This window comes from Massilia yuzhufengensis, from assembly GCF_900112225.1.
In the GTDB taxonomy this organism is placed as follows: Bacteria; Pseudomonadota; Gammaproteobacteria; order Burkholderiales; family Burkholderiaceae_D; genus Telluria; species Telluria yuzhufengensis.
On the sequence record NZ_FOLD01000004.1, the window covers coordinates 223,170 to 243,815 of the forward strand.

Here is a 20,646-nt window from a genome sequence, read left to right on the forward strand (position 1 = left end):
ACGACGTGCTTATGCAAACAATGACCATAGGCGCTAGCGGTCTGCGAACCAGTTCGCCGACCGGGATTGTGTCCGTCAGGCGTTCAAATCCGCCGCATCCGCATTTGTCCCCGGCTTGAAGAACTCGATCACATCGGCCTGCACCCGCGTGCGCTTGAATGGCGGCAGGCTTTGCCAGATGCGGCGGCCGTAGGGCTTGGTGATCAGGCGCGGGTCGCAGATCATCAGCACGCCCCGGTCATCCACGTCGCGAATCAAACGCCCCGCCCCCTGCTTGAGCGTGATGATCGCCTCCGGCAGCTGGTGGTGCATGAAGCCGTTCATGCCCTGCTTTTCCATCACCTCGATGCGCGCGGCCAGGACCGGGTCGTCGGGCGGAGCAAACGGCAGCTTGTCGATGATGACCAGCGACAGCGCCTCGCCGCGCACGTCCACCCCTTCCCAGAAGCTCTGGCTGCCCACCAGCACGGCGTTGCCGGCGTTGCGGAAGGAGTCGAGCAGCTCGGTGCGGCCGCGCTCGCCCTGGACGAACAGGGGGAAGTCCAGGCCGCGGTCGGCGAATTCCTGGCGCAGGCGTTCGGCGACCTTGTTCACGGCGCGAATCGTCGTGCACAGGAAGAAGGTGCGGCCGCCGGCGGCTTCGATGACCGGCAGCGCGGTGTCGACCACGGCGTCGGTGTAGTGCATCGAGTTCGGTTCCGGCAGGCCGGTCGGCACGTACAGGAGGCCTTGCTCGCCGTAGTTGAACGGGCTCGGCCAGGTCATGGCCGGCTCGCCGGTCAGGCCCATTTGTTCGGAGAAGTGCTTGAAGTCGTTCTTCACGGCCAGCGTGGCCGACGTGAAGATCCAGCTGCGCGGCACGCCTTCGCGCTGGTTCGAGAAAATCGGGGCGATCGACAGCGGGGTCTTGTGCAGTTGCAGGGAGGACGAGAACGCCTCCACCCACAGCACGGCCTGGTCGCCTTCGACCACCTTGCCTTTCTTGGGGTCGGCCTTCCAGGCGTCGAACGAGGCGGCGATTTCCTTGGCGCGCACGCGGACCGCCTCGACGGTTTCGGCGCGGGCGGCGTGCTCCTCGAGCACGACGATCATGCCGGCCAGCTCTTCCTTGAGCTTGTCCAGCGCCGGGAAGAAGGCGGAGGTCGGCAGGATCTGCGGCAGCGACAGGCGGGTGCCGCCTTCCGGGAAGGTCAGGCGCAGGTCGCGCGCGGCCTTCTCGACCACGCTGACGACCTTGCCCCAATCCGGCCCGCGCGCATGCGCCAGGCCTTCGGCCAGCACGTCGCGGCACAGCTCCAGCACCTGCGAGGTCGAAATCGACTGGCCGAAGAACAGCGTGGCGGTATCGGGCAGCTGGTGCGCCTCGTCGAAGATGATGGTGTTGGCCGACGGCAGCAGCTCGGCCACGCCGGTGTCTTTCAGCGCCACGTCGGCGAAGAACAGGTGGTGGTTGACCACGACCACGTCGGCCTGCTGCGCTTCGCGGCGCGCCTTCATGACGAAGCAGTCCTGGTAGTACTGGCACTCGGCGCCCATGCAGGTGTCGCGGGTGGACGTGACCAGGTTCCACACGGTGGCGGTTTCCGGCACCTTGGCCAGTTCGGCCTTGTCGCCGGAGCTGGTCATCTTGATGAAGCGCGAGATTTCGCGCAGGTGGCCGACGTCGTCGCGCGAAGTCAGGCGGCCGTTGTTCAGGGTACGCTCGAGGTGGAAATGGCAGACGTAGTTCGAGCGGCCCTTGAGCAGCGCCACCGAGACCGGCGCGCGCAAGGCGGCGCGGATGGTCGGGATGTCGCGCAGGAACAGCTGGTCCTGCAGGTTCTTGGTACCGGTGGAGATGATGGTCTTGCCGCCCCACAGTAGCGCTGGAACCAGGTAGGCGAAGGTCTTGCCGGTGCCGGTGCCGGCTTCGGCCATCAGCACCTTTTGTTCGGAGATCGAGTGGGCGACCGCCTTGGCCATCTCGGTCTGCGACTGGCGCGGCTTGAAGGTGCCGACGGCGGGCGCGAGCGGGCCTCCCGGACCGAACAGGCGGTCGAGTTCGTCGTCGTATTTACCAGCCGGACGGACGGCGGCCGGCAGCACGTCGCCAGGCGCGGACGGGGTTGCCGGGTCGACCGGATCGGCGGTGACGAGGACGGAAGCGGGAAGGTGGTCGGTCAAAATGCGTGTTTCTCTAAAGCTCTTGGTTAAGTCTAGGCCGGAATATCGGGCACCAGCTGCATCTTCAGCAGCGTAATATGATCCTTGAGCTGCAGCTTACGCTTTTTCAAACGGCGCAGCTGGAGCTGGTCGGCATGGCCGTCCGCGGTCAGCATCGAAATGACGGCGTCGAGGTCGCGGTGCTCGACGTCGAGTTCAATGATGCGGCGCTGGATGTCCTGGACGTCGGTCATGATTGCTGTTCCAAACAGTTCTGTTTTTGCGGGAAAGGTGGCGTCGCGCGCCGGGTCGCACCGGCCTCGGGCGGTGCGGAGCCCCGTCGGTGTGTGTTCGGCTTGCAACACGGAGGCTTCTCAGTGCATAGTTTAATCTACGCTGAGGTTGCCGCCAACAAAGATTGGCGCGAGCGCTAAGGAATCCAAGGTTTATGACAACATACAAGATCGAAGCAGGCACCGCGCAACACATCGGCAACCGCCCCCAGCAGAACGACCGCGTTGCCCTGCTCACCGGCGCGCGCGCGCCCGGCTACGTGCTGGCCGTGCTGTCCGACGGCCTGGCCGGCTCGTCCGGCTCGGACCAGGTGCTGCACACGGCGCGCCAGGTATTCGACGAATTCAAGCCCGGCGACCACCCGAGCCTCGAACGCCTCGGCCAGCTGCTGCGCGAGATCGTGGGCGAAACCCACCTGGTCATGAAGATGAACGCCGTCACCACCCAGGTCGAGGCGCATGCCAGCTTCGTGGGGCTGGTATTGACGCCGCATGGCGAGGCGGTGTGGGGGCACGTGGGCGATTCGCGGCTGTACCGCTTCCAGGACGGCAAATGCGTGGCGCGCACGAACGACACCGCCTATATCGACCACCTGGTGGCCAGCGACAAGCTGCCGGAAGACGCGGCCAGGAACCACCGCAAGTCGAAACTGCTGCTCAACGTGCTGGGCAATAGCCGCAAGGATCCGTTCGTCACCATCGACAGCCATGCGGGGCTGGCGCCAGGGGACAGTTTTCTTCTGGCGACCGATGGGCTGTGGCATTTCTTTACCGATGCGGAGCTGGCGGCCGTGATGGCCAAGGCCACGCCCCGGCAGGCGTCGGAAATGCTGATCAGCAAGGCGGGGGAGCGCTCGCAGGGCAAGGGTGGGAATTGCACGATGGCAATCGTGAAGCTGGTGAAGGCGGCGCAGGAGGGGATGGGGAGGGTGGGACGGATTGTTTGAGCACCCTAACGCCCCCTGTTCCCACTACCCCTCGATCCGTCGTTCCGGCGAAGGCCGGAACCTCATTTTGCTCGCGTACCGATAAAAAGGAGCGTAGGTGCTACGCGAAGGACTTGGGTCCCGGCCTGCGCCGGGACGACGACTCAACGTGCGGTGGTCAGTTGCAGGCGCCGCGAAACCGCCCTGCTTCACTTCCCGGCCGGCACGGCCGCTTTCGCCTTCTCTGCATCCGCCTTCTTGCGCGCAGCCTTCGCCTCGCGTTCCGCGACGCGCTGCGCCACGTCCTTCTGCTTCTGCTCCGCCTTGCGCTTGCGCTCTTCGAACGCCGCTGCATTGGCTGCGGCCTTGGCCGCCTCCTGCGGTGCACGCGCGGCTTCTTCCTGGGCCTTGGCGTTGCGGCGCGCCATGCGCGAGGCGGCTGGCGAGGGCTTGGCTGGCGGCAGGGCCGTGGCTTCTTTCGGGGCCACCGCGGGCTGGCCGGCCAGCGCGGCTTCTTCAGCCTTGTACTGGGCCTCGGCCGCGGCGATGTCGCGGTCGCGCTCTTCGACCTTCACGCGGCGCTTGAAGCGCTCGGCTTCGATTTCGATGTTGCGCTGGGCGGCCAGCGCGGTGCGGCGGCGTTCCTGCGCTTCATCGAGGCAGTTATTGACCAGGAATTTGTCGTAGCAGACCGCCTCGCGCTCGGCGAAGCGCGCTTCGATGGCGGCGCGCTCGGCGGCCACGGCGACCAGGCGGGCGTCGGCCTGCTCGCTTGAGGTCACCGGGTCGATCGCCGCCACGGTCGGTCCCTGCTCTACCGTCGAACACGCGCCCAGGACCAGGGCCGCAAGGCCCGCCGCGATGCTGCGCAAAACTGTGTGACTCGTCATGGTGTCCTTTCGGGTTCAGGCGATGGCGTCGGCGGCGCCGCGGCGCTCGGCGAGCATGTACTCGCGCGACTGCATTTCAATGATACGCGAGACGGTACGGTGGAATTCGTTCGCCAGCATGCCTTGCGTGTAGAGCTCTTCCGGCTCCACCGCTGCCGACATGATCAGCTTGACCTTGTGGTCGTAGAACACGTCGATCAGCCAGGTGAAGCGGCGCGCTTCCGAAGACTGGCCGGCCGACATCGCCGGGATGCTCGACAGGACCACCGTGTGAAAGCGCTCGGCCAGTTCCAGGTAGTCGTTCTGCGAGCGCGGCCCGCCGCACAGGGTGGCGAAGTCGAACCAGATCACGCCGCCAGCGCGGCGCAGCGCGCGGATCTCGCGGTTCTCGATGTGGACGATCGGGTGTTCGTCGGCGGTATCGGCCACCTTGGCGTAGGCGTCGCGCAGCTGCTGGTCCGATGCCGCGTTGAGCGGCGTGTAATAGGCCTGCACCTGTTCCATCGCGCGCTTGCGGTAGTCGTTGCCGGCATCGACGTTGAGCACGTCGAGCTTGTCCTTGAGCAGCGCGATGGTCGGCAGCATGCGGTCGCGGTGCAGGCCGTCCGGGTACAGCGTGGACGGCTCGTAGTTCGAGGTCATCACGAAGCTCACGCCGTTGTTGAACAGCGCCGACAGCAGGTTATACAGGATCATCGCGTCGGCGATGTCGGAGACGTGGAATTCGTCGAAGCAGATCAGGCGGTACTTCTTGGCGATGCGCTTGGCCACTTCGTCGAGCGGGTCGGCCACGCCCTTGAGCTCGTCCAGCTGACCGTGCACGGCGCGCATGAATTCATGGAAGTGCAGGCGCGTCTTGCGCACCACCGGCACCACCGAATAGAAGGAGTCCATCAGGAAGGACTTGCCGCGCCCTACCCCGCCCCACATGTACACGCCCTTCGGGACGTCCGGTCGGTTGATGAGGCGCTTGAAAGCGGACGACCGCTGGGCCTTGTACTGGACCCAGTCGTCGTACGCCTGCTGCAGGCGGTCCACGGCGGCCTGCTGGGCCGGGTCGGACGTGAAGCCGCGCTCGGTCAGCGCGTGTTGATAGTACTCTTGGACATTCATATTGTTGACGCTGTTAACGTAGGGTGGGCGGGTCTCCCGCCCGCGCGTTCAAGCCACGCATCCCGGCCCGCTCCGTGGCCATTCATCCGGGAGTTGAACGCGCGGACGGCAGAGCCGCCCACCCTACAGGTACTGCTTTAGAAGTTCAGCGAACGCTTGTCCACCGCCAGCGCCGCTTCCTTCACGGCTTCCGACAGCGACGGGTGCGCGTGGCAGATGCGGGCGATGTCTTCCGACGAGGCCTTGAATTCCATCGCCACGACGGCTTCCGAGATCAGTTCCGATGCGACCGGGCCGACGATGTGCACGCCCAGGATTTCATCGGTCGTGGCATCGGCCAGGAATTTCACCATGCCCGAGGTATCGCCCAGCGCGCGCGCACGGCCGTTGGCCATGAATGGGAAGGTGCCGGCCTTGTAGGCCACGCCTTCGGCCTTGAGCTGCTGCTCGGTCTTGCCGACCCACGCGATTTCCGGCGAAGTGTAGATCACCCATGGAATCGTGTTGAAGTTGACGTGGCCGTGCTGGCCGGCGATGCGCTCGGCAACCGCGACGCCCTCTTCTTCGGCCTTGTGCGCCAGCATCGGGCCGCGCACGACGTCGCCCACCGCCCACACGCCCGGCAGGCTGGTGCGGCATTCGTCGTCGACGACCACGAAGCCGCGTTCGTCCAGTTGCAGGCCGACCGCTTCGCCATTCAGGCCGATGGTGTTCGGCACGCGGCCGATCGAGATGATCAGGCGGTCAAAGGTCGCGGTCTGCTCGGCGCCAGTGCTGTCGGCATAAGCGACGGACACGCTGTTCTCGCCCTTGGTGATCGCACCGATCTTGCAGCCCAGGTTGATCTTGAGGCCCTGCTTGGTGAACAGCTTGTGCGTTTCCTTGGCGATCTGCTCGTCGACCGCGCCCAGGAAGGTCGGCAGGCCTTCGAGCACCGTAACGTCGGCGCCGACGCGGCGCCACACCGAACCCATTTCCAGGCCGATGACGCCGGCGCCGATCACGCCCAGCTTGCCAGGGACGGCTTCGATCGCCAGTGCACCGGCGTTCGACAGGATCAGCTTCTCGTCGAATTCCGCACCCGGCAGCTGGCGCGCGTTCGAACCGGTCGCGATGACCACGTTCCTGGCGGTGAGCGTGTCGGTGGTCGGGCCACTGACGTTGATGGTGTAGCCGCCTTCCGCGGTGCCGGCGAAGGCGCCGCGGCCGTGGAAGAAGCTGACCTTGTTCTTCTTGAACAGGAACAGGATGCCGTCGTTGTTCTGCTTGACGATGGTGTCCTTACGCTTGAGCATGGTGCCCAGGTCGAGCTCCAGGCCCGACACCTTGATGCCGTGGTCGGCGAAGGCGTGGCCGGCGTGCTCGAAATGCTCGGAGGACTGCAGCAGCGCCTTCGATGGGATGCAACCCACGTTGGTGCAGGTGCCGCCCGGTGCAGGCTTGCCTGCGGCGTTGCTCCACTCGTCCACGCAGGCGACCTTGAAGCCCAGCTGCGCTGCACGGATAGCGGCGATATAACCGCCAGGACCGCCGCCGATCACGACGACGTCAAATTGTTTGTCACTCATTTGTTAATTCCTTGTTTGGATCGATCCGTATCCATTGACCACCACAGGATGAACCGTCGTCCCGGCGCAGGCCGGGACCCAATTTTCCACGCAGGCCGCGAGCGCGTCACGCCAGGGCTGCTCGACGAAATTGGGTTCCGGCCTTCGCCGGAAGTCGTAGGCGCCAGTGGCGCGTACGACGGTTTTGCGGGCGGTGGTTCAAAATCTTGTCGCTGGACCGAACAGTTTTATTCTTCGGGAACAAAAATCCACAACAGCAGGTACACGAGGAAGCCGAATCCGAAGCAGATGGCGAACAGCGCGAACATCAGCCGCCAGACCCAGGATTCAACCCCGGTGGCCGGCGCCAGGCCGCCGCAGACGCCGCCCAGCCAGCGGTCGGTGCGCGAGCGGCGCAGGTTCTGGATGCTGTTGGCAATGTTGTCGCCGCTGCCCTTGTTCAGGTTCACGCCGGGGCCCGCCACGTTGGCGGAAGACAGCACCCTGGCCTTGGCCATCTCGAATTCGACGTCGCTCAGCGCGCCGGCCTGGTGCAGCTCGTGCAGCCGCTTGATTTCGTCCGACAGGTTCATGCCTTACTCCTTCAAACTTGACTGCACGGCGCGACAGGCGGCGCGCCCTGCGGGTTGTGAAATTACAGGTCGAGCAGCAGGCGGGCCGGATCTTCCAGCGCGTCCTTCATGGCGACCAGGCCCAGCACGGCTTCGCGGCCGTCGATGATGCGGTGGTCGTACGACATCGCCAGGTAGTTCATCGGACGGATCACGATCTGGCCGTTTTCGACGACGGCGCGGTCCTTGGTCGCGTGCACGCCCAGGATTGCCGACTGTGGCGGGTTGATGATCGGGGTCGAGAGCATCGAGCCGAAGGTGCCGCCGTTCGAGATCGAGAATGTACCGCCCGACAGGTCTTCCAGGGTCAGCTTGCCGTCCTTGGCTTTCTGGCCGAATTCACCGATTTTCTTTTCGATCTCGGCGATCGACATCTGGTCGGCGTTGCGCAGGATTGGCACCACCAGGCCGCGTGGCGAACCGACAGCGATACCGATGTCGAAGTAGCCGTGGTAGACGATGTCGTTGCCGTCGACCGATGCATTGATGATCGGGTACTTCTTCAGCGCGGCGACAGCGGCCTTGACGAAGAAGGACATGAAGCCCAGCTTGACGCCGTGTTCTTTCTCGAACTTGTCCTTGTACTTGGCGCGCAGTTCCATGACCGGCGCCATGTTGACTTCGTTGAAAGTGGTCAGGATGGCGTTGGTCGACTGCGATTGCAGCAGGCGCTCGGCGATACGGGCGCGCAGGCGGCTCATCGGCACGCGCTCTTCCGGACGGTCGCCCAGGTTGGCGACCGGTGCGGCCACCTGTTGCAGCGCTGGCTTGGCGGCGGCAGCAGGCGCTGGCGCGGCGGCGGCTGGCTTGCCGGCGACTGCGGCCAGGGCGTCGCCCTTGGTCACGCGGCCATCGCGGCCCGAGCCGTCGATGCCGGCAGCGTTCATGTTGTTGTCAGCCAGGATCTTGGCGGCGGCAGGCATCGCCACGCCCGATTTCGAACCGGCGGCTGCAGGAGCAGCGGCAGGGGTTTCGATCGGTGCGTTCGGTGCAGCCGAAGGAATCGCCTTCACTTCCAGCGGGCTGGTCTGGGCCGAGGCTTCGGTGTCGATGATGGCGATGACTTCGCCGGCGACGACGGTCGCGCCGTCGGCTTTGAGCAGTTGCACGATCACGCCCGCGCCTGGCGCCGGCAGCTCAAGGACCACCTTGTCGGTTTCGATGTCGATCATGTTTTCGTCGCGCGCAACCGGCTCGCCGACTTTCTTGTGCCAGGACAGCAGGGTTGCTTCAGCAACCGATTCCGACAGGACGGGGACCTTGACTTCGATTTGTGCCATTTTTTATAAACTCCGATGTGTATTTATTCTGTGCAAACGCCCCCGGCCGAGGCCGGGGGCAGTGGTATGCATTACTTGGTCAGGATGAAACCTTTGAGCTTCGAGAACGCGGTTTCCAGCAGCTCCTTCTGTTGCGCCACGTGCTTGTCGGCATAGCCGACCGCCGGGGACGCCGACGCCGGGCGACCGGCATAGGCCAGGCGCTGGCCATCTTCGAGGCTTTCGAAGATGTTGTGCTGGATCTGGAACCACGGACCCTGGTTCTGCGGCTCGTCCTGCACCCACACCACCTCAGTCGCGTTGCTGAATTTTTTCAGTTCGGCGGCGAACGACTTGTGCGGGAACGGATACATCTGCTCCATGCGCACGATCGCCGTATCGGTAGTGCCACGGGTCTTGCGTGCATTGGCCAGGTCATAATAAACCTTGCCCGAGCAGACCAGCACGCGCTTGACCTTCGACGCGTCGATCTTCTCGTCCACTTCGCCGATCACGGTCTGGAAACCGCCCTTGGACAGCTCAAGCAGCGGCGAGCCGGCATCCTTGTTACGCAGCAGCGACTTCGGCGTGAAGATCACCAGCGGCTTGCGGAACTGGCGCACCATCTGGCGGCGCAGCAGGTGGAAGATCTGGGCGGCCGTGGTCGGCTGCACCACTTGCATATTGTTGTCGGCGCACAGCTGCAGGAAGCGCTCGATACGGGCCGACGAGTGTTCCGGACCCTGGCCTTCATAGCCGTGCGGGAGCATCATGACCAGGCCCGAGGCGCGGCCCCACTTCACTTCGCCCGAGGCGATGAACTGGTCGATGACCACTTGCGCGCCGTTGACGAAGTCGCCGAACTGGGCTTCCCAGATGGTGAGGGTATTCGGTTCGGCGGTCGAGAAGCCGTATTCGAAGGCCAGCACCGCTTCTTCCGACAGCACCGAGTCGATCACGGTGAAGTTGGCCTGGTTGTCCGAGACGTTGGCCAGCGGCAGGTAGATGCCCTGGTCCCAGCGCTCGCGGTTCTGGTCGTGCAGCACGGCGTGGCGGTGCACGAAGGTGCCGCGCCCTGCGTCCTGGCCCGACAGGCGGATCGCATAACCCGACGACAGGAGCGATGCGAACGCGAGGTGCTCGCCCATGCCCCAGTCGAGGTTGACTTCGCCCTTGCCCATGTTGGCGCGGTCGTTCAGGACTTTTTCCACCAGCGAGTGCGGCTTGAAGTCTTCCGGCACCTTGGTGATGCGTTCGGCCAGGCGCTTCAGCTCGGTCATCGGCACGGCGGTATCGGCGGCGTCGGTCCACTTCTTGTTCAGGAACGGCGCCCAGTCGACGGCGTACTTGTTCTTGAAGTTGGTCAGCACCGGGTCGACCGTGTGCTTGCCGGCGTCCATCGCATCGCGGAACTGGGCGACCAGCTGGTCGCCGCCGTCGGCGGCGATGGTGCCCTGCGCGGCCAGCTTCTCCGCGTACAGCTTGCGGGTGCCCGGGTGTTTGGCGATCTTCTTGTACATCAGCGGCTGGGTCAGCGCCGGGGTGTCCTGCTCGTTGTGGCCCAGTTTGCGGTAGCAGACGATGTCCACCACCACGTCCTTGCCGAACTCGGTGCGGTAGTCCATCGCGATCTGCGAGGCCAGCACGACCGCTTCCGGGTCATCGGCGTTCACGTGCAGCACCGGTGCTTCGATCATCTTGACGACGTCCGAGCAGTACAGCGTCGAGCGCGCATCGCGCGGGTCCGACGTGGTGAAGCCGATCTGGTTGTTGATGACGATGTGGACCGTGCCGCCGGTGCCGTAGCCGCGGGTCTGGGCCAGGTTCAGGGTTTCCATGACCACGCCCTGGCCGGCGAATGCGGCGTCGCCGTGCACCAGGATCGGCAGCACTTCCTTGCCCTTGCGGTCGCCGCGGCGTTCCATGCGCGCCTTGACCGAACCCTCGACCACCGGGTTGACGATTTCCAGGTGCGATGGATTGAAGGCCAGCGACAGGTGGACCGGGCCGCCCGGGGTCGAGATATCGCTCGAGAAGCCCTGGTGGTACTTGACGTCGCCCGATGGCAGGTCGTCGGCGTGCTTGCCTTCGAATTCTTCGAACAGGTCGGCCGGCGACTTGCCCAGGGTGTTGACCAGCACGTTCAGGCGGCCGCGGTGGGCCATGCCGATGACGATCTCCTGCACGCCTTTTTCACCGGCGCGCTGGATCACTTCGTCCATCGAGGCGATGAAGGATTCGCCGCCCTCCAGCGAGAAGCGCTTGGCGCCGACGTACTTGGTGTGGAGGTAGCGTTCCAGGCCTTCGGCCGCGGTGAGGCGCTCGAGGATGTGCTTTTTCTTTTCAGCCGAGAAGGCCGGGGTCGAGCGGGTGGCTTCCAGGCGTTCCTGCAGCCAGCGCTTTTCGGTCGGGTCGCTGATGTACATGAACTCGGCGCCGATCGAACGGCAGTACGTGTCACGCAGCCAGTTCAGGATGTCGCGCAGGGGCGCGGTTTCCTTGCCGAAGTAGGTATTGCTGATGTTGAAGACGGTGTCCAGGTCCGCCTCGGTGAAGCCGTAGAAGCTCGGGTCGAGTTCCGGCAGGGGCGGACGTTCCTGGCGCTGCAGCGGGTCCAGGTTGGCCCAGCGCGAGCCGAGGTAGCGGTAAGCGGCGATCAGCTGGGTGACGGCGACGCGCTTGCGGCCGAGCTCTGCGTCCGGCGAGGCGACCACGGTGCGGATCGGGCCCTGCTTGGCGCGCTCGGCGAACGAGGCGACGACCGACGAGTGCACCACGTCGGGACGGTTGGAGCCGTCGACCGCTGGCACGTTCTGCATCTGGTCGAAATAGGCGCGCCAGTTTTCCGGGACCGAGCCAGGATTGTCCAGGTACGCTTCGTATAACTCTTCCACGTAAGGCGCATTACCGCCAAACAGGTACGAGTTCGCATTCTGTTGCTGCATCATTCTTGCTCACCTTTCTTCGCGCTTCGCGAATTATTGGGCGGGTTAGTTAACCTTCCGCGACACGGCCTGACCGGTTAGCGGATCGCACTACTACTCAAGTTGTGGGGAAGGACGTAATTCTATGGACCATCGGACTCTTACAGCCAATGAGCGCTCAATATTGTAACGCAGACCTGCTGTCAAGGCAGACCCGGCCGCCTTTTTTATTTGTTTCCGTATGTAAAGAACACAATAGGCGGTTGACCACGTAAATGATAATCGTTATCATTTAAGGATGAGCTCAACCGGACCTTCCTCGACTGCCGCCCCCAGCGCCCTTCCCGGCGCACGCCGCGCCGTCTACCTGAAACAGCTGCACACCTGGCACTGGATCAGTTCGGCCATCTGCCTGATGGCGATGCTCCTGTTCAGCTTTACCGGTTTTACCCTGAACCACGCCGCCGACATCGAGGCCAAGCCGCAAGTCACGCGCCTGAAGGCCAAGCTGCCCGAGCCGCTGCGGGCCCAGCTCGCCGCCTATGCCGAAGGCCACGCCGACGCCGAAGTACCGCTGCCCAGCGAACTGGCCGACTGGACCAACGGCGCCTTCCCGGTCGACGTGCGCGGCAAGCGCGCCGAGTGGAGCGAGGAAGACGCCTACATCGCCCTGCCCCGCCCGGGCGGCGACGCCTGGGTGCGCATCGCGGCCGATGGCTCGGCCGAATACGAAGCGACCTCGCGCGGCTGGATCTCGTGGCTCAACGACATGCACAAGGGCCGCAACACGGGCGTGGTGTGGAGCTGGTTCATCGATATCTTCGCGATCGCCTGCGTGCTGTTCTGCCTTACCGGTTTCCTGATCATGAAATACCACGCGGCCAACCGGCCCTCGACCTGGCCGGTGATCGGCTTCGGCATCGTGCTGCCGGCGGTGATCGCCCTGCTCTTCGTGCATTGATTTATAAGCTTTCCTTCTAGACACCCCATTATATATAAGGCGATCTAATGAAACTGTCCCACTCGCTCGCACTGACCCTGCCGCTCGCATCCGGCTGGGCCATGGCCGCCGACCTGTCCGTGAAGTTCGAACTGCCGCAGCTGCAAGTGGCCGAGTACCACAAGCCCTATGTGGCGGTGTGGATCGAGAAGGCCGACCAGACGGTCGCCTCGAACCTGGCCGTCCTGTACGACGTCAAGAAGAAGGACAACGCCGGCGAGAAGTGGATCAAGGACTTGCGCACCTGGTGGCGCAAGGGCGGCAAGGACGTCAAGCTGCCGATGGACGGCGTCAGCGGCGCCACCAAGGCGGTGGGCAGCCACACCCTGAACTTCGCCGGCGCGACTGACAAGCTGCCGGCCGGCGAATACAAGCTGGTGGTGGAAGCGGCGCGCGAAGCGGGCGGGCGCGAGATCGTGCGCGTGCCGTTCACGCTGCCGGCCAAGGGCAAGCTGGCGGCCAACGCCGCCGGCAAGGAAGAACTCGGCGCCGTTGCGATCGCCGTCCAATAAGCACAGCCGGAGACCACGATGAACCACCTCGTCAAGAAGACCATCCTGTCGCTGGCCCTGGCCAGCGTCTCGTTCGCCGCCAGCGCCCACCGCGGCTGGATGCTCCCTAGCACCACCCTCGTCGAAAAAGAAGAAGCCTGGGTCACCATCGACGGCGCCATCTCGGAAGGCCTGTTCGAATTCGACCACGTGCCGCTGCGCATGGACGGCGTGACGGTCACCGACCCGGACGGCATCACGACCCCCGCCACCGGCGCCATCCTGGGCAAGGTGCGCTCGACGCTCGATTTGCGCCTGCCGAAGGACGGCACCTACCGCATCGCCATGGTCAGCAACAACGTCATGGGCAGCTACAAAGTGGGCGGTGAAACCAAGCGCTTCCGCGGCACCGAAGAGAGCGTGGCCAAGGAGATCCCGGCCGGCGCCACCGACGTGCAGAAATCGACCACGCATACCCGCATGGAGACCTTCGTGTCGGCCCATTCGATCTCGAATGGCGCGCTAAAAGCCAGCGGACAGGGCCTGGAACTGGTCCCGGTCACCAACCCGAACGACCTGCGCGCCGGCGAAACCGCGAAGTTCCGCTTCCAGCTCGACGGCAAGCCGCTGGCCAACTTCCCGTTCTCGCTGGTGCCGGGCGGCGTGAAGTACCGCGGCACGGTCGGCGAAATCCGCATCAACACCGATGCCAAGGGCGAAGCCAGCTTCACCCTGCCGGCGCCGAACCGCTACTGGGTGACCGCCAAGTTCCCGGTCGAAGCGGGCAAGGGTCCGGGCGAACCGGGTTCGCGCCGCTACGCCTACTCGGCCACCCTCGAAGTGCTGCCGGAATAAGACGGGAAAGCCGCATGCGCGCCGTCCTGGTTCCGCTCGAGATCGACCTGGCCCTGCCGCCTGCCGGCAGCGTGCTGCGCAAGGCGGCAGGCCGGTCGATGGGTACGGGCTGGTCGGCGCAGATGCTGGTGCCCGCCGGCGTGACGGCCGACCTGGAAGCCGCGCTGCAGCGCGAGCTGGGCGACATCGTCGCCCAGATGAGCCACTGGGAAGAAGGCTCGCTCCTGTCGCGCTTCAACCGCGCGCCCGGCGGCACCTGGCATGCGCTGCCGGCCCAGTTCTACGAGGTGGTGGACTTCGCGCTGCGGGTGCACGAAGACGCGGCCGGCGCCTACGACCCGGCCGCCGGCGCGCTGGTCAACCTGTGGGGCTTCGGCCCGGACGCACGCTTCGACCAGACCGGGTTCAACGCGCCGTCGGCAGCAGCGATTGCCGCCGTCATGGCGCGCCGCGAGACGGCCACGCCGCAGCTCGACCGCGCCAGCCGCCGCCTGCTGCAACCGGGCGGCGCCATCCTCGATTTTTCCTCGATCGCCAAGGGCTACGGCGTCGACCGCCTCGGCCAGTGCCTCGAACGCCACGGCGTGCGCCACTACCTGGTGGAAGTTGGCGGCGAACTGCGCGGCGCCGGCATGAAGCCGGGCGGCGAGCCGTGGTGGGTCGAGATCGAAGGCGTGCCCGATGCCGCCGCCGGACCTCAGGCGGTGGTGGCCCTGCACGGGCTGGCGATCGCCACCTCGGGCGACTACCGCCGTTATTTTCAACATGCGCCGCGCCGCGCCTCGCATACGCTCGACCCGCGCAGCGGCCACCCGGTGGCCAATGACGTCGCCTCGTGCACGGTGGTCGCCACCACCTGCATGGCGGCCGACGCGCTGTCCACCGCGCTCACCGTGATGGGCGCCGAGGCCGGCCTGGCGTTTGCCGGCGCGCGCGGCATCGCTGCGCGCTACCTGCTGCGGCAGGACGGCGCCCTGCACGAACACGTTTCCGACGCCTGGCGCGAGCTGCTGCAATGACACTGACCATCGACTCCCTGCGCCTTGGCAGCGCCTTCGCCCTCTCGGGCGGCTACCTGGCGATGTGCCTGGCGATCTGGCGCGCGCGCGCCGCGCGCCGTCCGGCGCCCGTGGGCAAGGCCGACTGGCTGGTGGTCTACGCCAGCCAGACCGGCAGCGCCGAATACCTGGCCGAGCGCACCGCCGCCACCCTGGCCACCGGCGGCCTGTCGGCCAGCGCGGCCTGCATGTCCGACCTCGACGCCGGCGCCCTGTCCGGCGCATCGCGCATCCTGTTCATTGCCAGCACCTACGGCGAAGGCGACGCGCCCGATTCCGGTGCGCGCTTCGCCGGCGTCACCATGGGCGGCGCGCCCGACCTCTCGCACCTGCACTACGCGGTGCTGGCGCTGGGCGACAGCAGCTACACCAACTACTGCGGCTTCGGCCGCGCCCTCGACGGCTGGCTCGCCGCCCACGGCGCCACGCCGCTGTTCGAGCGCATCGACGTCGACCGCGGCAACCCGGCCGCGCTCAGCGACTGGCAGCACCACATCGGCCGCCTGGCCGGCACCAGCGACGCGCCGGACTGGGAAGCGCCGGCCTACGCCGACTGGCGCATCGCCAGCCGCGTGCTGGCCAACCCGGGCAGCGCCGGCGCCCCGCTCTACCAGCTCGCACTGGTGCCGCTCGATGGCGTACTGCCGGACTGGGAAGCCGGCGACCTGGCCCAAGTGAGCGCGCCGGCCGATCCCGATCATCCGCGCGAATACTCGATCGCCTCGCTGCCGCGCGAAGGCCGGCTGGAACTGATGGTGCGCCTGCAGCGGCGCGAGGATGGCAGTCCGGGCGCCGCTTCCGGCTGGCTGTGCGAGTCAAGCAGCGACGGCGACGTGATCCGCATGCGCGTGCGTGCGCACCAGCGCTTCCGCCTCAACGGCAACGCCGCGCGTCCGCTCATCGCCATCGGCAACGGCAGCGGGCTGGCGGGCTTGCGCGCGCTGCTCAAGTCGCGCATCGACGCGGGCCGCGGCGACAACTGGCTGCTGTTCGGCGAACGCCATGCGGCGCACGACTTCCTGCGCCGCGAAGAGCTGCAGGAATGGATGGCCTGCGGCTGCCTGGAACGGCTCGACCTCGCCTTCTCGCGCGACCAGGCCACGCCGCGCTACGTGCAGCACCTGGTGCGCGAGCAGGCCGATACCTTGCGTGCATGGGTTGCGCGCGGCGCGGCGATCTATGTGTGCGGAAGCCTGCAGGGGATGGCGGGCGGGGTGCATGAGGCGCTGGCCGAGGTGCTGGGTGCGCAGGCGCTCGATGCGCTGACGGCCGAGGGCCGCTACAGGCGTGATGTGTATTGATGAGTGAATAGCGACGCCGCGTGATTGTGGCACGCACCATCAGCACGTCGTTCCGGCGCAGGCCGGAACCCAAGTTCAGCGTCTCGACAGCGCATGCAAAATTGGGCGAAATAATGCCAGTGGCATTATTTCGGCCCGCGCCGGGACGACGGTCTCAAGTCTAACTAATCGATCAGCAGTAAGCGACGATCGAGCGAAGACTACTTCTTGTTCTTGTGACTCTGCGCCCCAGCCAGCGCATGCTGCTCGGGCGTCCCACCCTGCACGCCCTTCACCGCCGGCTTTCCGGCCTCGTTGCCACTGCCCTGCCCTCCGCTCTGCTGGCTCCCGCTCCGCCCGTTCTGGCTGTTACCGTCATTCTTGTGGCTCATCGACCCTGCCCGGCGTGCTTCCTCCGGCGTGAACTCATGCGCGTTGCCCGATGCATGGGCCGCGCGGCCACCGGCGCTGGCGATTTCGCGCTGGCGCTGCGGGTCCATCGAAGCGAAGCCGCGCCCGGTGCTCTGCTTGTTGGCGCCGTCGTTGCCGCCGCCTTTGTTGCCCTGGTTATTCGTTGCCATCTTTGCCCCCTGTTCAGTGTCCGGTCCCACCCCTGTGGATGAGAAAGACCATCCTAAGGCCGCCGAACCCAGCAGGCCATCTTGAAACGGCAATGACCCTGTAGGACGATGCCTTGTCGTGCTCCGGGCTTTGTCTGTCATTCTCGCGGCAACATTTCGTGGAATATTTGGCGTTTTCGTGAGGACGTGGAATAGTATGAACGTTCGTATGCTGTTATTTGAACAGGCATTCGGTATCCATGTAGTCCAACGCTGACTCGACATTGTGAAATTCTCCATCGGCCATCGGCTGTTTTTGTCCGTTTTGCTGGCCATCCTCGCGGTGGCGGCCAGCGCCGTTTACCTGCTGCGCCAGAACGTGCTGGCCAGCTTCGGCGATTACGCTGTCGGCATCGAACTGGACCGCCTCGACGAACTGTCCGGCGCGCTGGCCGCGCGCTACCGCGCCCAGGGCGGCTGGGAGTTCCTGCCGGCCCTGGATGCGCGGCGCAGCTGGATTGCCGGCGAACTGGCGCGCCTGCAGGACGAGCGCCGCTACCGCGCCGTGGCCGCGCCGGCGCCGGCGCCGGCAGCCTTGCCGGCACGCACCGCGCCTGCCGCACCGGTTGCACCAGCCGCCCCCGTGGCCGCGCTCGCCCGCGCCGTCCCTGCAAGCCCGCCCGCGCCCCCGGCCCCGCCGGCGCCGCCGGCGCCGCCCATGATGCCCCTGCCGCCGCCCCCGGTCGATGCGCCGCGCGCAGGCGGCGTCACCTACGACCTGCATGAAAGGGTAACGCTGCTGGACGCGAGCGGCGCCTACCTGGCTGGCCGGCAGCCCGGCACGCTGCCGCTGGCGCGCCGCGCCATCGCGGTGGACGGCGCTACCATCGGCTACCTCGGCGTGGCGCGCAGCCACCGGCCGAGCGACGCGATGGCGCTCGCCTTTTTGGATCAGTTGCGCAGCAGCCTGTGGCTGATCGTGGCCGCGGCGCTTGCCTTGAGCGCGCTGGCGGCGGTGCTGCTGGCGCGCCACTTCCGCCAGCCGATCGGCCGCCTGGCCGAAGGCGCCCGCGCGCTTGCCGGCGGGCGCTACGACGTGCGCCTGCCGGATACCCGCAGCGACGAACTGGGCGAGCTGGCGCGCCACTTCAACGCGCTGGCCCGACAGCTGGGCAGCGCCGAGGGCGCGCGCCGCCAGTGGGTGGCCGATACCTCGCACGAGCTGCGCACCCCGCTGGCCGTGCTGCGCGCCCAGCTCGAAGCGCTGCAGGACGGCGTGCGCAGCCCCACGCCGGACACGCTGGACGCCATGCTGCGCCAGGTGCTGGCGCTGAACAAGCTGATCGACGAGCTGTATGCGCTGGCGCGCGCCGACGTCGGCGCCCTCGACTGCAAGTGCGCGCCGCTCGACCTGTGGCCCTTGGTGACAGCGCAGGCGCAGGGCTTTGCCGACCGCCTGCAGGCGGCCGGCCTGGCGCTGGAGCTCGGCGACGCCCCAGCCGCGCAGCCGGTGCTGGCCGACGCCGACCGCGTGCGCCAGGTGCTCGACAACCTGTTCGAGAACAGCCTGCGCTACAGCGCGCCGGGCGGGCGCATCGCCCTGCACGCGCACGCCGATGCCGCCTGCCTGCACCTGGTCATCGACGACAGCGCGCCCGGCGTGCCGGATGACGCCTTGGCGCGCCTGGGCGAACGCTTCTACCGCGTCGACGCTTCGCGCAGTCGCGCCCATGGCGGCGCGGGCCTGGGCCTGGCGCTGTGCCGGCGCCTGCTCGAAGCCCAGGGCGGCGCCCTCGCCTTCGCCCACTCGCCGCTGGGCGGCCTGCGCGTGACCGTGTCGCTGCCGCTGGCGCGGGGGGCCGCATGAGCCCCACCATCATGATCGTCGAGGACGAGCCGGAACTGGCCGCGCTGATGGCCGACTACGCAAGCGCTGCCGGCTATACACCGCGGGTAGTCGGCGACGGCGCCGAGGCGCTGGCGGCGATCCGCGCCGCCCCGCCGGCGCTGGTGGTGCTCGACCTGATGCTGCCCGGTCTCGACGGCCTCTCGGTCTGCCGCGCGCTGCGCGAATTCACCGAGGTGCCGGTGGTGATGGTGACGGCGCGGGTGGAAGAGATCGACCGCCTGCTGGGCCTGGAGGCCGGGGCCGACGATTACCTGTGCAAGCCCTTCAGCCCGCGCGAGCTCATCGCCCGCATCAAGGCCATCCTGCGCCGCGCCGGCACGCCGGCGCCCGCCCGCGCGCTGGCCATCGACGAAGCGGCCCGCCGCATCAGCATCCACGGCCAGCCGCTCGCGCTCACGCCGAGCGAATTCGCCATCCTCGCCACGCTGGCGCGCCGGCCCGGCCAGGTGTTCGCGCGCGCCCAGCTGCTCGACGCCGCCCGCGCCGACAGCCTGGACGCCACCGACCGCGCCATCGACAGCCACATCAAGAACCTGCGGCGCAAGATCGACGCCGCGGCGCCCGGCCTGGACGCGATCCGCTCGATCTACGGGCTGGGCTACCGCTGCGACCTGTAGCGCTCCATCATTCCTCCACATTCGGGATGCACGATGCACTCCATGGCCTGCCGCACGGCGCGGGCCGCAGCCCAAGGAGAACACCATGAAAACGATCACGATCACGCTGGCCCTCGCAACCCTGCTCGGCCTGGCAGCCGGTTCCGCGCAGGCGGGCGTGCATTACCAGTGCGAGTCGACCGTGAAGGGCAAGTGCCCGCCGCCGCCGGCCCCGCCGGCCCCGCCCGCCCCGCCGGCCCCACCGGCCGCGCCTGCCATGAGCGCCATGCCGGCGCCACCGGCACCACCGCCACCACCCGCACCGCCGGCGGTCGAGCTGCCGGACATTCCCGCCGCCGCCCACGCCGCCTGCGCCGGCAAGAAGGATGGCGCGCGCATTACCTACGTCGTGCGCAAAGGCGAAACCATCGCTGGCGAATGCGAACGCGAAGGCGGCAAGACCGTGTTCCAGCTGCGCGAATACCACCGCGAAGACTGACGGCGCCATGCGGGCGGCTCGACTTGCTGGACTAGATCATTTATTCTAGAAGCATGAGCACTTCGAACCCTCCCGCCAAGCCGACCCCGTCCGAACTGGAAATGCTGCGCCTGCTGTGGCAGCTTGGCCCGTCCACCGCCCGCCAGGTGCATGAGGCGGCGCTGGAGGCGCGCCCCGACATGGCCTATGCCAACGTGCTGCGCCTGCTGCAGGTGATGCATGCCAAGGGCCTGCTGGGCCGCGACGAAAGCGCCCGCGCCCACATCTACGCGCCGGCCCAGCCGCAGGACAGCCTGCAGACCAATCTCATCAAGGACCTGATCCATAAAGCTTTCTCCGGCTCCGGCAAGGAACTGGTGCTGGCCGCGCTGCGCGGCCACGTCAGCAAGAAAGAACGCGAGGAAATCCAGCAGATCCTCAGCAAGGAAGACTGAGCATGCCGGCACCATTGCAGCGTCCCGTGCCGCCGGTGCCGCCGGAACTGGAAGACTGCTGCCGCAGCGGCTGCACGCCCTGCGTGTTCGACCTGTACGAGGAAGCGCTCGAGCGCTACCAGAAAGAACTGGCCGCCTGGGAAGCGGCGCATGCTCCCAGGTCCGCACCGGCCTGAACGCACCACTGTAGCGCACGCTAGAATCCAGCGTCATGCCGTTTTCATTACAATGAACTCAT

The 20,646-nt window shown here is 66.6% G+C and carries 20 protein-coding genes; 11 read left to right on the plus strand and 9 right to left on the minus strand.

Annotated elements, in window-relative coordinates; all coding sequences use genetic code 11:
• Positions 1 to 75: 75 nt before the first annotated feature.
• Together yoaA and BM031_RS05795 are read right to left on the minus strand one after the other, a co-directional pair.
• Entirely contained in the window at positions 76 to 2,163 is a 2,088-nt protein-coding gene (gene yoaA / locus BM031_RS05790; protein ID WP_370660038.1) for a DNA repair helicase YoaA, read from the minus strand.
• A gap of 32 nt (positions 2,164 to 2,195) precedes the next feature.
• Positions 2,196 to 2,396: a YdcH family protein gene (locus BM031_RS05795; protein WP_091872299.1), complete on the minus strand. Its 201-nt coding sequence runs from the start codon at positions 2,394 to 2,396 to the stop codon at positions 2,196 to 2,198.
• 194 nt (positions 2,397 to 2,590) lie between these two features.
• Between BM031_RS05795 and BM031_RS05800 the strand changes: the two genes are divergently transcribed.
• The gene (locus BM031_RS05800; protein WP_091872302.1) at positions 2,591 to 3,382 is read left to right on the plus strand and encodes a PP2C family protein-serine/threonine phosphatase; all 792 of its coding nucleotides are present in this window, start codon (positions 2,591 to 2,593) and stop codon (positions 3,380 to 3,382) included.
• Positions 3,383 to 3,570: 188 nt separating this feature from the next.
• Here BM031_RS05800 and BM031_RS05805 read toward each other — a convergent pair whose 3' ends face one another.
• From BM031_RS05805 to BM031_RS05830, 6 genes are all read right to left on the minus strand, one after another.
• The gene (locus BM031_RS05805) at positions 3,571 to 4,251 is read right to left on the minus strand and encodes a hypothetical protein (protein ID WP_091872304.1); all 681 of its coding nucleotides are present in this window, start codon (positions 4,249 to 4,251) and stop codon (positions 3,571 to 3,573) included.
• A 15-nt stretch (positions 4,252 to 4,266) separates the two neighbouring features.
• On the minus strand, positions 4,267 to 5,364 hold the full coding sequence (gene zapE / locus BM031_RS05810) for a cell division protein ZapE (protein WP_091872307.1): 1,098 nt from the start codon (positions 5,362 to 5,364) through the stop codon (positions 4,267 to 4,269).
• Between the two features lie 137 nt (positions 5,365 to 5,501).
• A complete protein-coding gene (gene lpdA / locus BM031_RS05815; RefSeq protein WP_091872309.1) occupies positions 5,502 to 6,932 on the minus strand; it encodes a dihydrolipoyl dehydrogenase in 1,431 nt (476 codons plus the stop codon).
• A gap of 227 nt (positions 6,933 to 7,159) precedes the next feature.
• Positions 7,160 to 7,504: a PspC domain-containing protein gene (locus tag BM031_RS05820; protein ID WP_091872312.1), complete on the minus strand. Its 345-nt coding sequence runs from the start codon at positions 7,502 to 7,504 to the stop codon at positions 7,160 to 7,162.
• A 62-nt stretch (positions 7,505 to 7,566) separates the two neighbouring features.
• The gene (gene odhB / locus BM031_RS05825) at positions 7,567 to 8,823 is read right to left on the minus strand and encodes a 2-oxoglutarate dehydrogenase complex dihydrolipoyllysine-residue succinyltransferase (RefSeq protein WP_091872315.1); all 1,257 of its coding nucleotides are present in this window, start codon (positions 8,821 to 8,823) and stop codon (positions 7,567 to 7,569) included.
• Positions 8,824 to 8,894: 71 nt separating this feature from the next.
• Positions 8,895 to 11,750: a 2-oxoglutarate dehydrogenase E1 component gene (locus BM031_RS05830; RefSeq protein WP_091872318.1), complete on the minus strand. Its 2,856-nt coding sequence runs from the start codon at positions 11,748 to 11,750 to the stop codon at positions 8,895 to 8,897.
• A gap of 274 nt (positions 11,751 to 12,024) precedes the next feature.
• On the opposite strand from BM031_RS05830, the gene BM031_RS05835 reads away from it, so the two are divergent.
• Genes BM031_RS05835 through BM031_RS05855 form a run of 5 tightly spaced genes read left to right on the plus strand, consistent with a single transcriptional unit; the run spans position 12,025 to position 16,431 of the window.
• A complete protein-coding gene (locus BM031_RS05835; RefSeq protein WP_091872320.1) occupies positions 12,025 to 12,687 on the plus strand; it encodes a PepSY-associated TM helix domain-containing protein in 663 nt (220 codons plus the stop codon).
• Positions 12,688 to 12,734: 47 nt separating this feature from the next.
• A complete protein-coding gene (locus BM031_RS05840) occupies positions 12,735 to 13,238 on the plus strand; it encodes a DUF2271 domain-containing protein (protein ID WP_091872323.1) in 504 nt (167 codons plus the stop codon).
• Positions 13,239 to 13,256: 18 nt separating this feature from the next.
• Positions 13,257 to 14,072, plus strand: coding sequence for a DUF4198 domain-containing protein (locus BM031_RS05845; RefSeq protein WP_091872325.1), 816 nt, complete (start codon positions 13,257 to 13,259; stop codon positions 14,070 to 14,072).
• A gap of 14 nt (positions 14,073 to 14,086) precedes the next feature.
• Positions 14,087 to 15,091 carry an FAD:protein FMN transferase gene (locus BM031_RS05850; RefSeq protein ID WP_091872328.1) on the plus strand — a complete coding sequence of 335 codons (1,005 nt, stop codon included), beginning with the start codon at positions 14,087 to 14,089 and terminating at the stop codon, positions 15,089 to 15,091.
• The gene (locus BM031_RS05855; RefSeq protein WP_091872331.1) at positions 15,088 to 16,431 is read left to right on the plus strand and encodes a sulfite reductase subunit alpha; all 1,344 of its coding nucleotides are present in this window, start codon (positions 15,088 to 15,090) and stop codon (positions 16,429 to 16,431) included. The genes BM031_RS05850 and BM031_RS05855 overlap by 4 nt, the downstream gene beginning before the upstream one ends.
• 200 nt (positions 16,432 to 16,631) lie before the next feature.
• On the opposite strand, the gene BM031_RS05860 is transcribed toward BM031_RS05855, so the two are convergent.
• Positions 16,632 to 16,991 carry a KGG domain-containing protein gene (locus BM031_RS05860; RefSeq protein WP_091872333.1) on the minus strand — a complete coding sequence of 120 codons (360 nt, stop codon included), beginning with the start codon at positions 16,989 to 16,991 and terminating at the stop codon, positions 16,632 to 16,634.
• A gap of 265 nt (positions 16,992 to 17,256) precedes the next feature.
• On the opposite strand from BM031_RS05860, the gene BM031_RS05865 reads away from it, so the two are divergent.
• The 5 genes from BM031_RS05865 (at position 17,257) to BM031_RS05885 (ending at position 20,584) form a co-directional block, all read left to right on the plus strand.
• Complete coding sequence (locus BM031_RS05865; protein ID WP_502500618.1) at positions 17,257 to 18,837, plus strand: ATP-binding protein; 1,581 nt, start codon at positions 17,257 to 17,259, stop codon at positions 18,835 to 18,837.
• Complete coding sequence (locus BM031_RS05870) at positions 18,834 to 19,496, plus strand: response regulator (RefSeq protein WP_091872338.1); 663 nt, start codon at positions 18,834 to 18,836, stop codon at positions 19,494 to 19,496. The genes BM031_RS05865 and BM031_RS05870 overlap by 4 nt, the downstream gene beginning before the upstream one ends.
• Before the next feature lie 85 nt (positions 19,497 to 19,581).
• On the plus strand, positions 19,582 to 19,974 hold the full coding sequence (locus BM031_RS25450) for a hypothetical protein (RefSeq protein ID WP_177207661.1): 393 nt from the start codon (positions 19,582 to 19,584) through the stop codon (positions 19,972 to 19,974).
• A 53-nt stretch (positions 19,975 to 20,027) separates the two neighbouring features.
• Complete coding sequence (locus BM031_RS05880) at positions 20,028 to 20,408, plus strand: BlaI/MecI/CopY family transcriptional regulator (protein WP_091872341.1); 381 nt, start codon at positions 20,028 to 20,030, stop codon at positions 20,406 to 20,408.
• Positions 20,409 to 20,410: 2 nt separating this feature from the next.
• The gene (locus tag BM031_RS05885) at positions 20,411 to 20,584 is read left to right on the plus strand and encodes an oxidoreductase-like domain-containing protein (protein WP_091872343.1); all 174 of its coding nucleotides are present in this window, start codon (positions 20,411 to 20,413) and stop codon (positions 20,582 to 20,584) included.
• Positions 20,585 to 20,646: the final 62 nt, after the last annotated feature.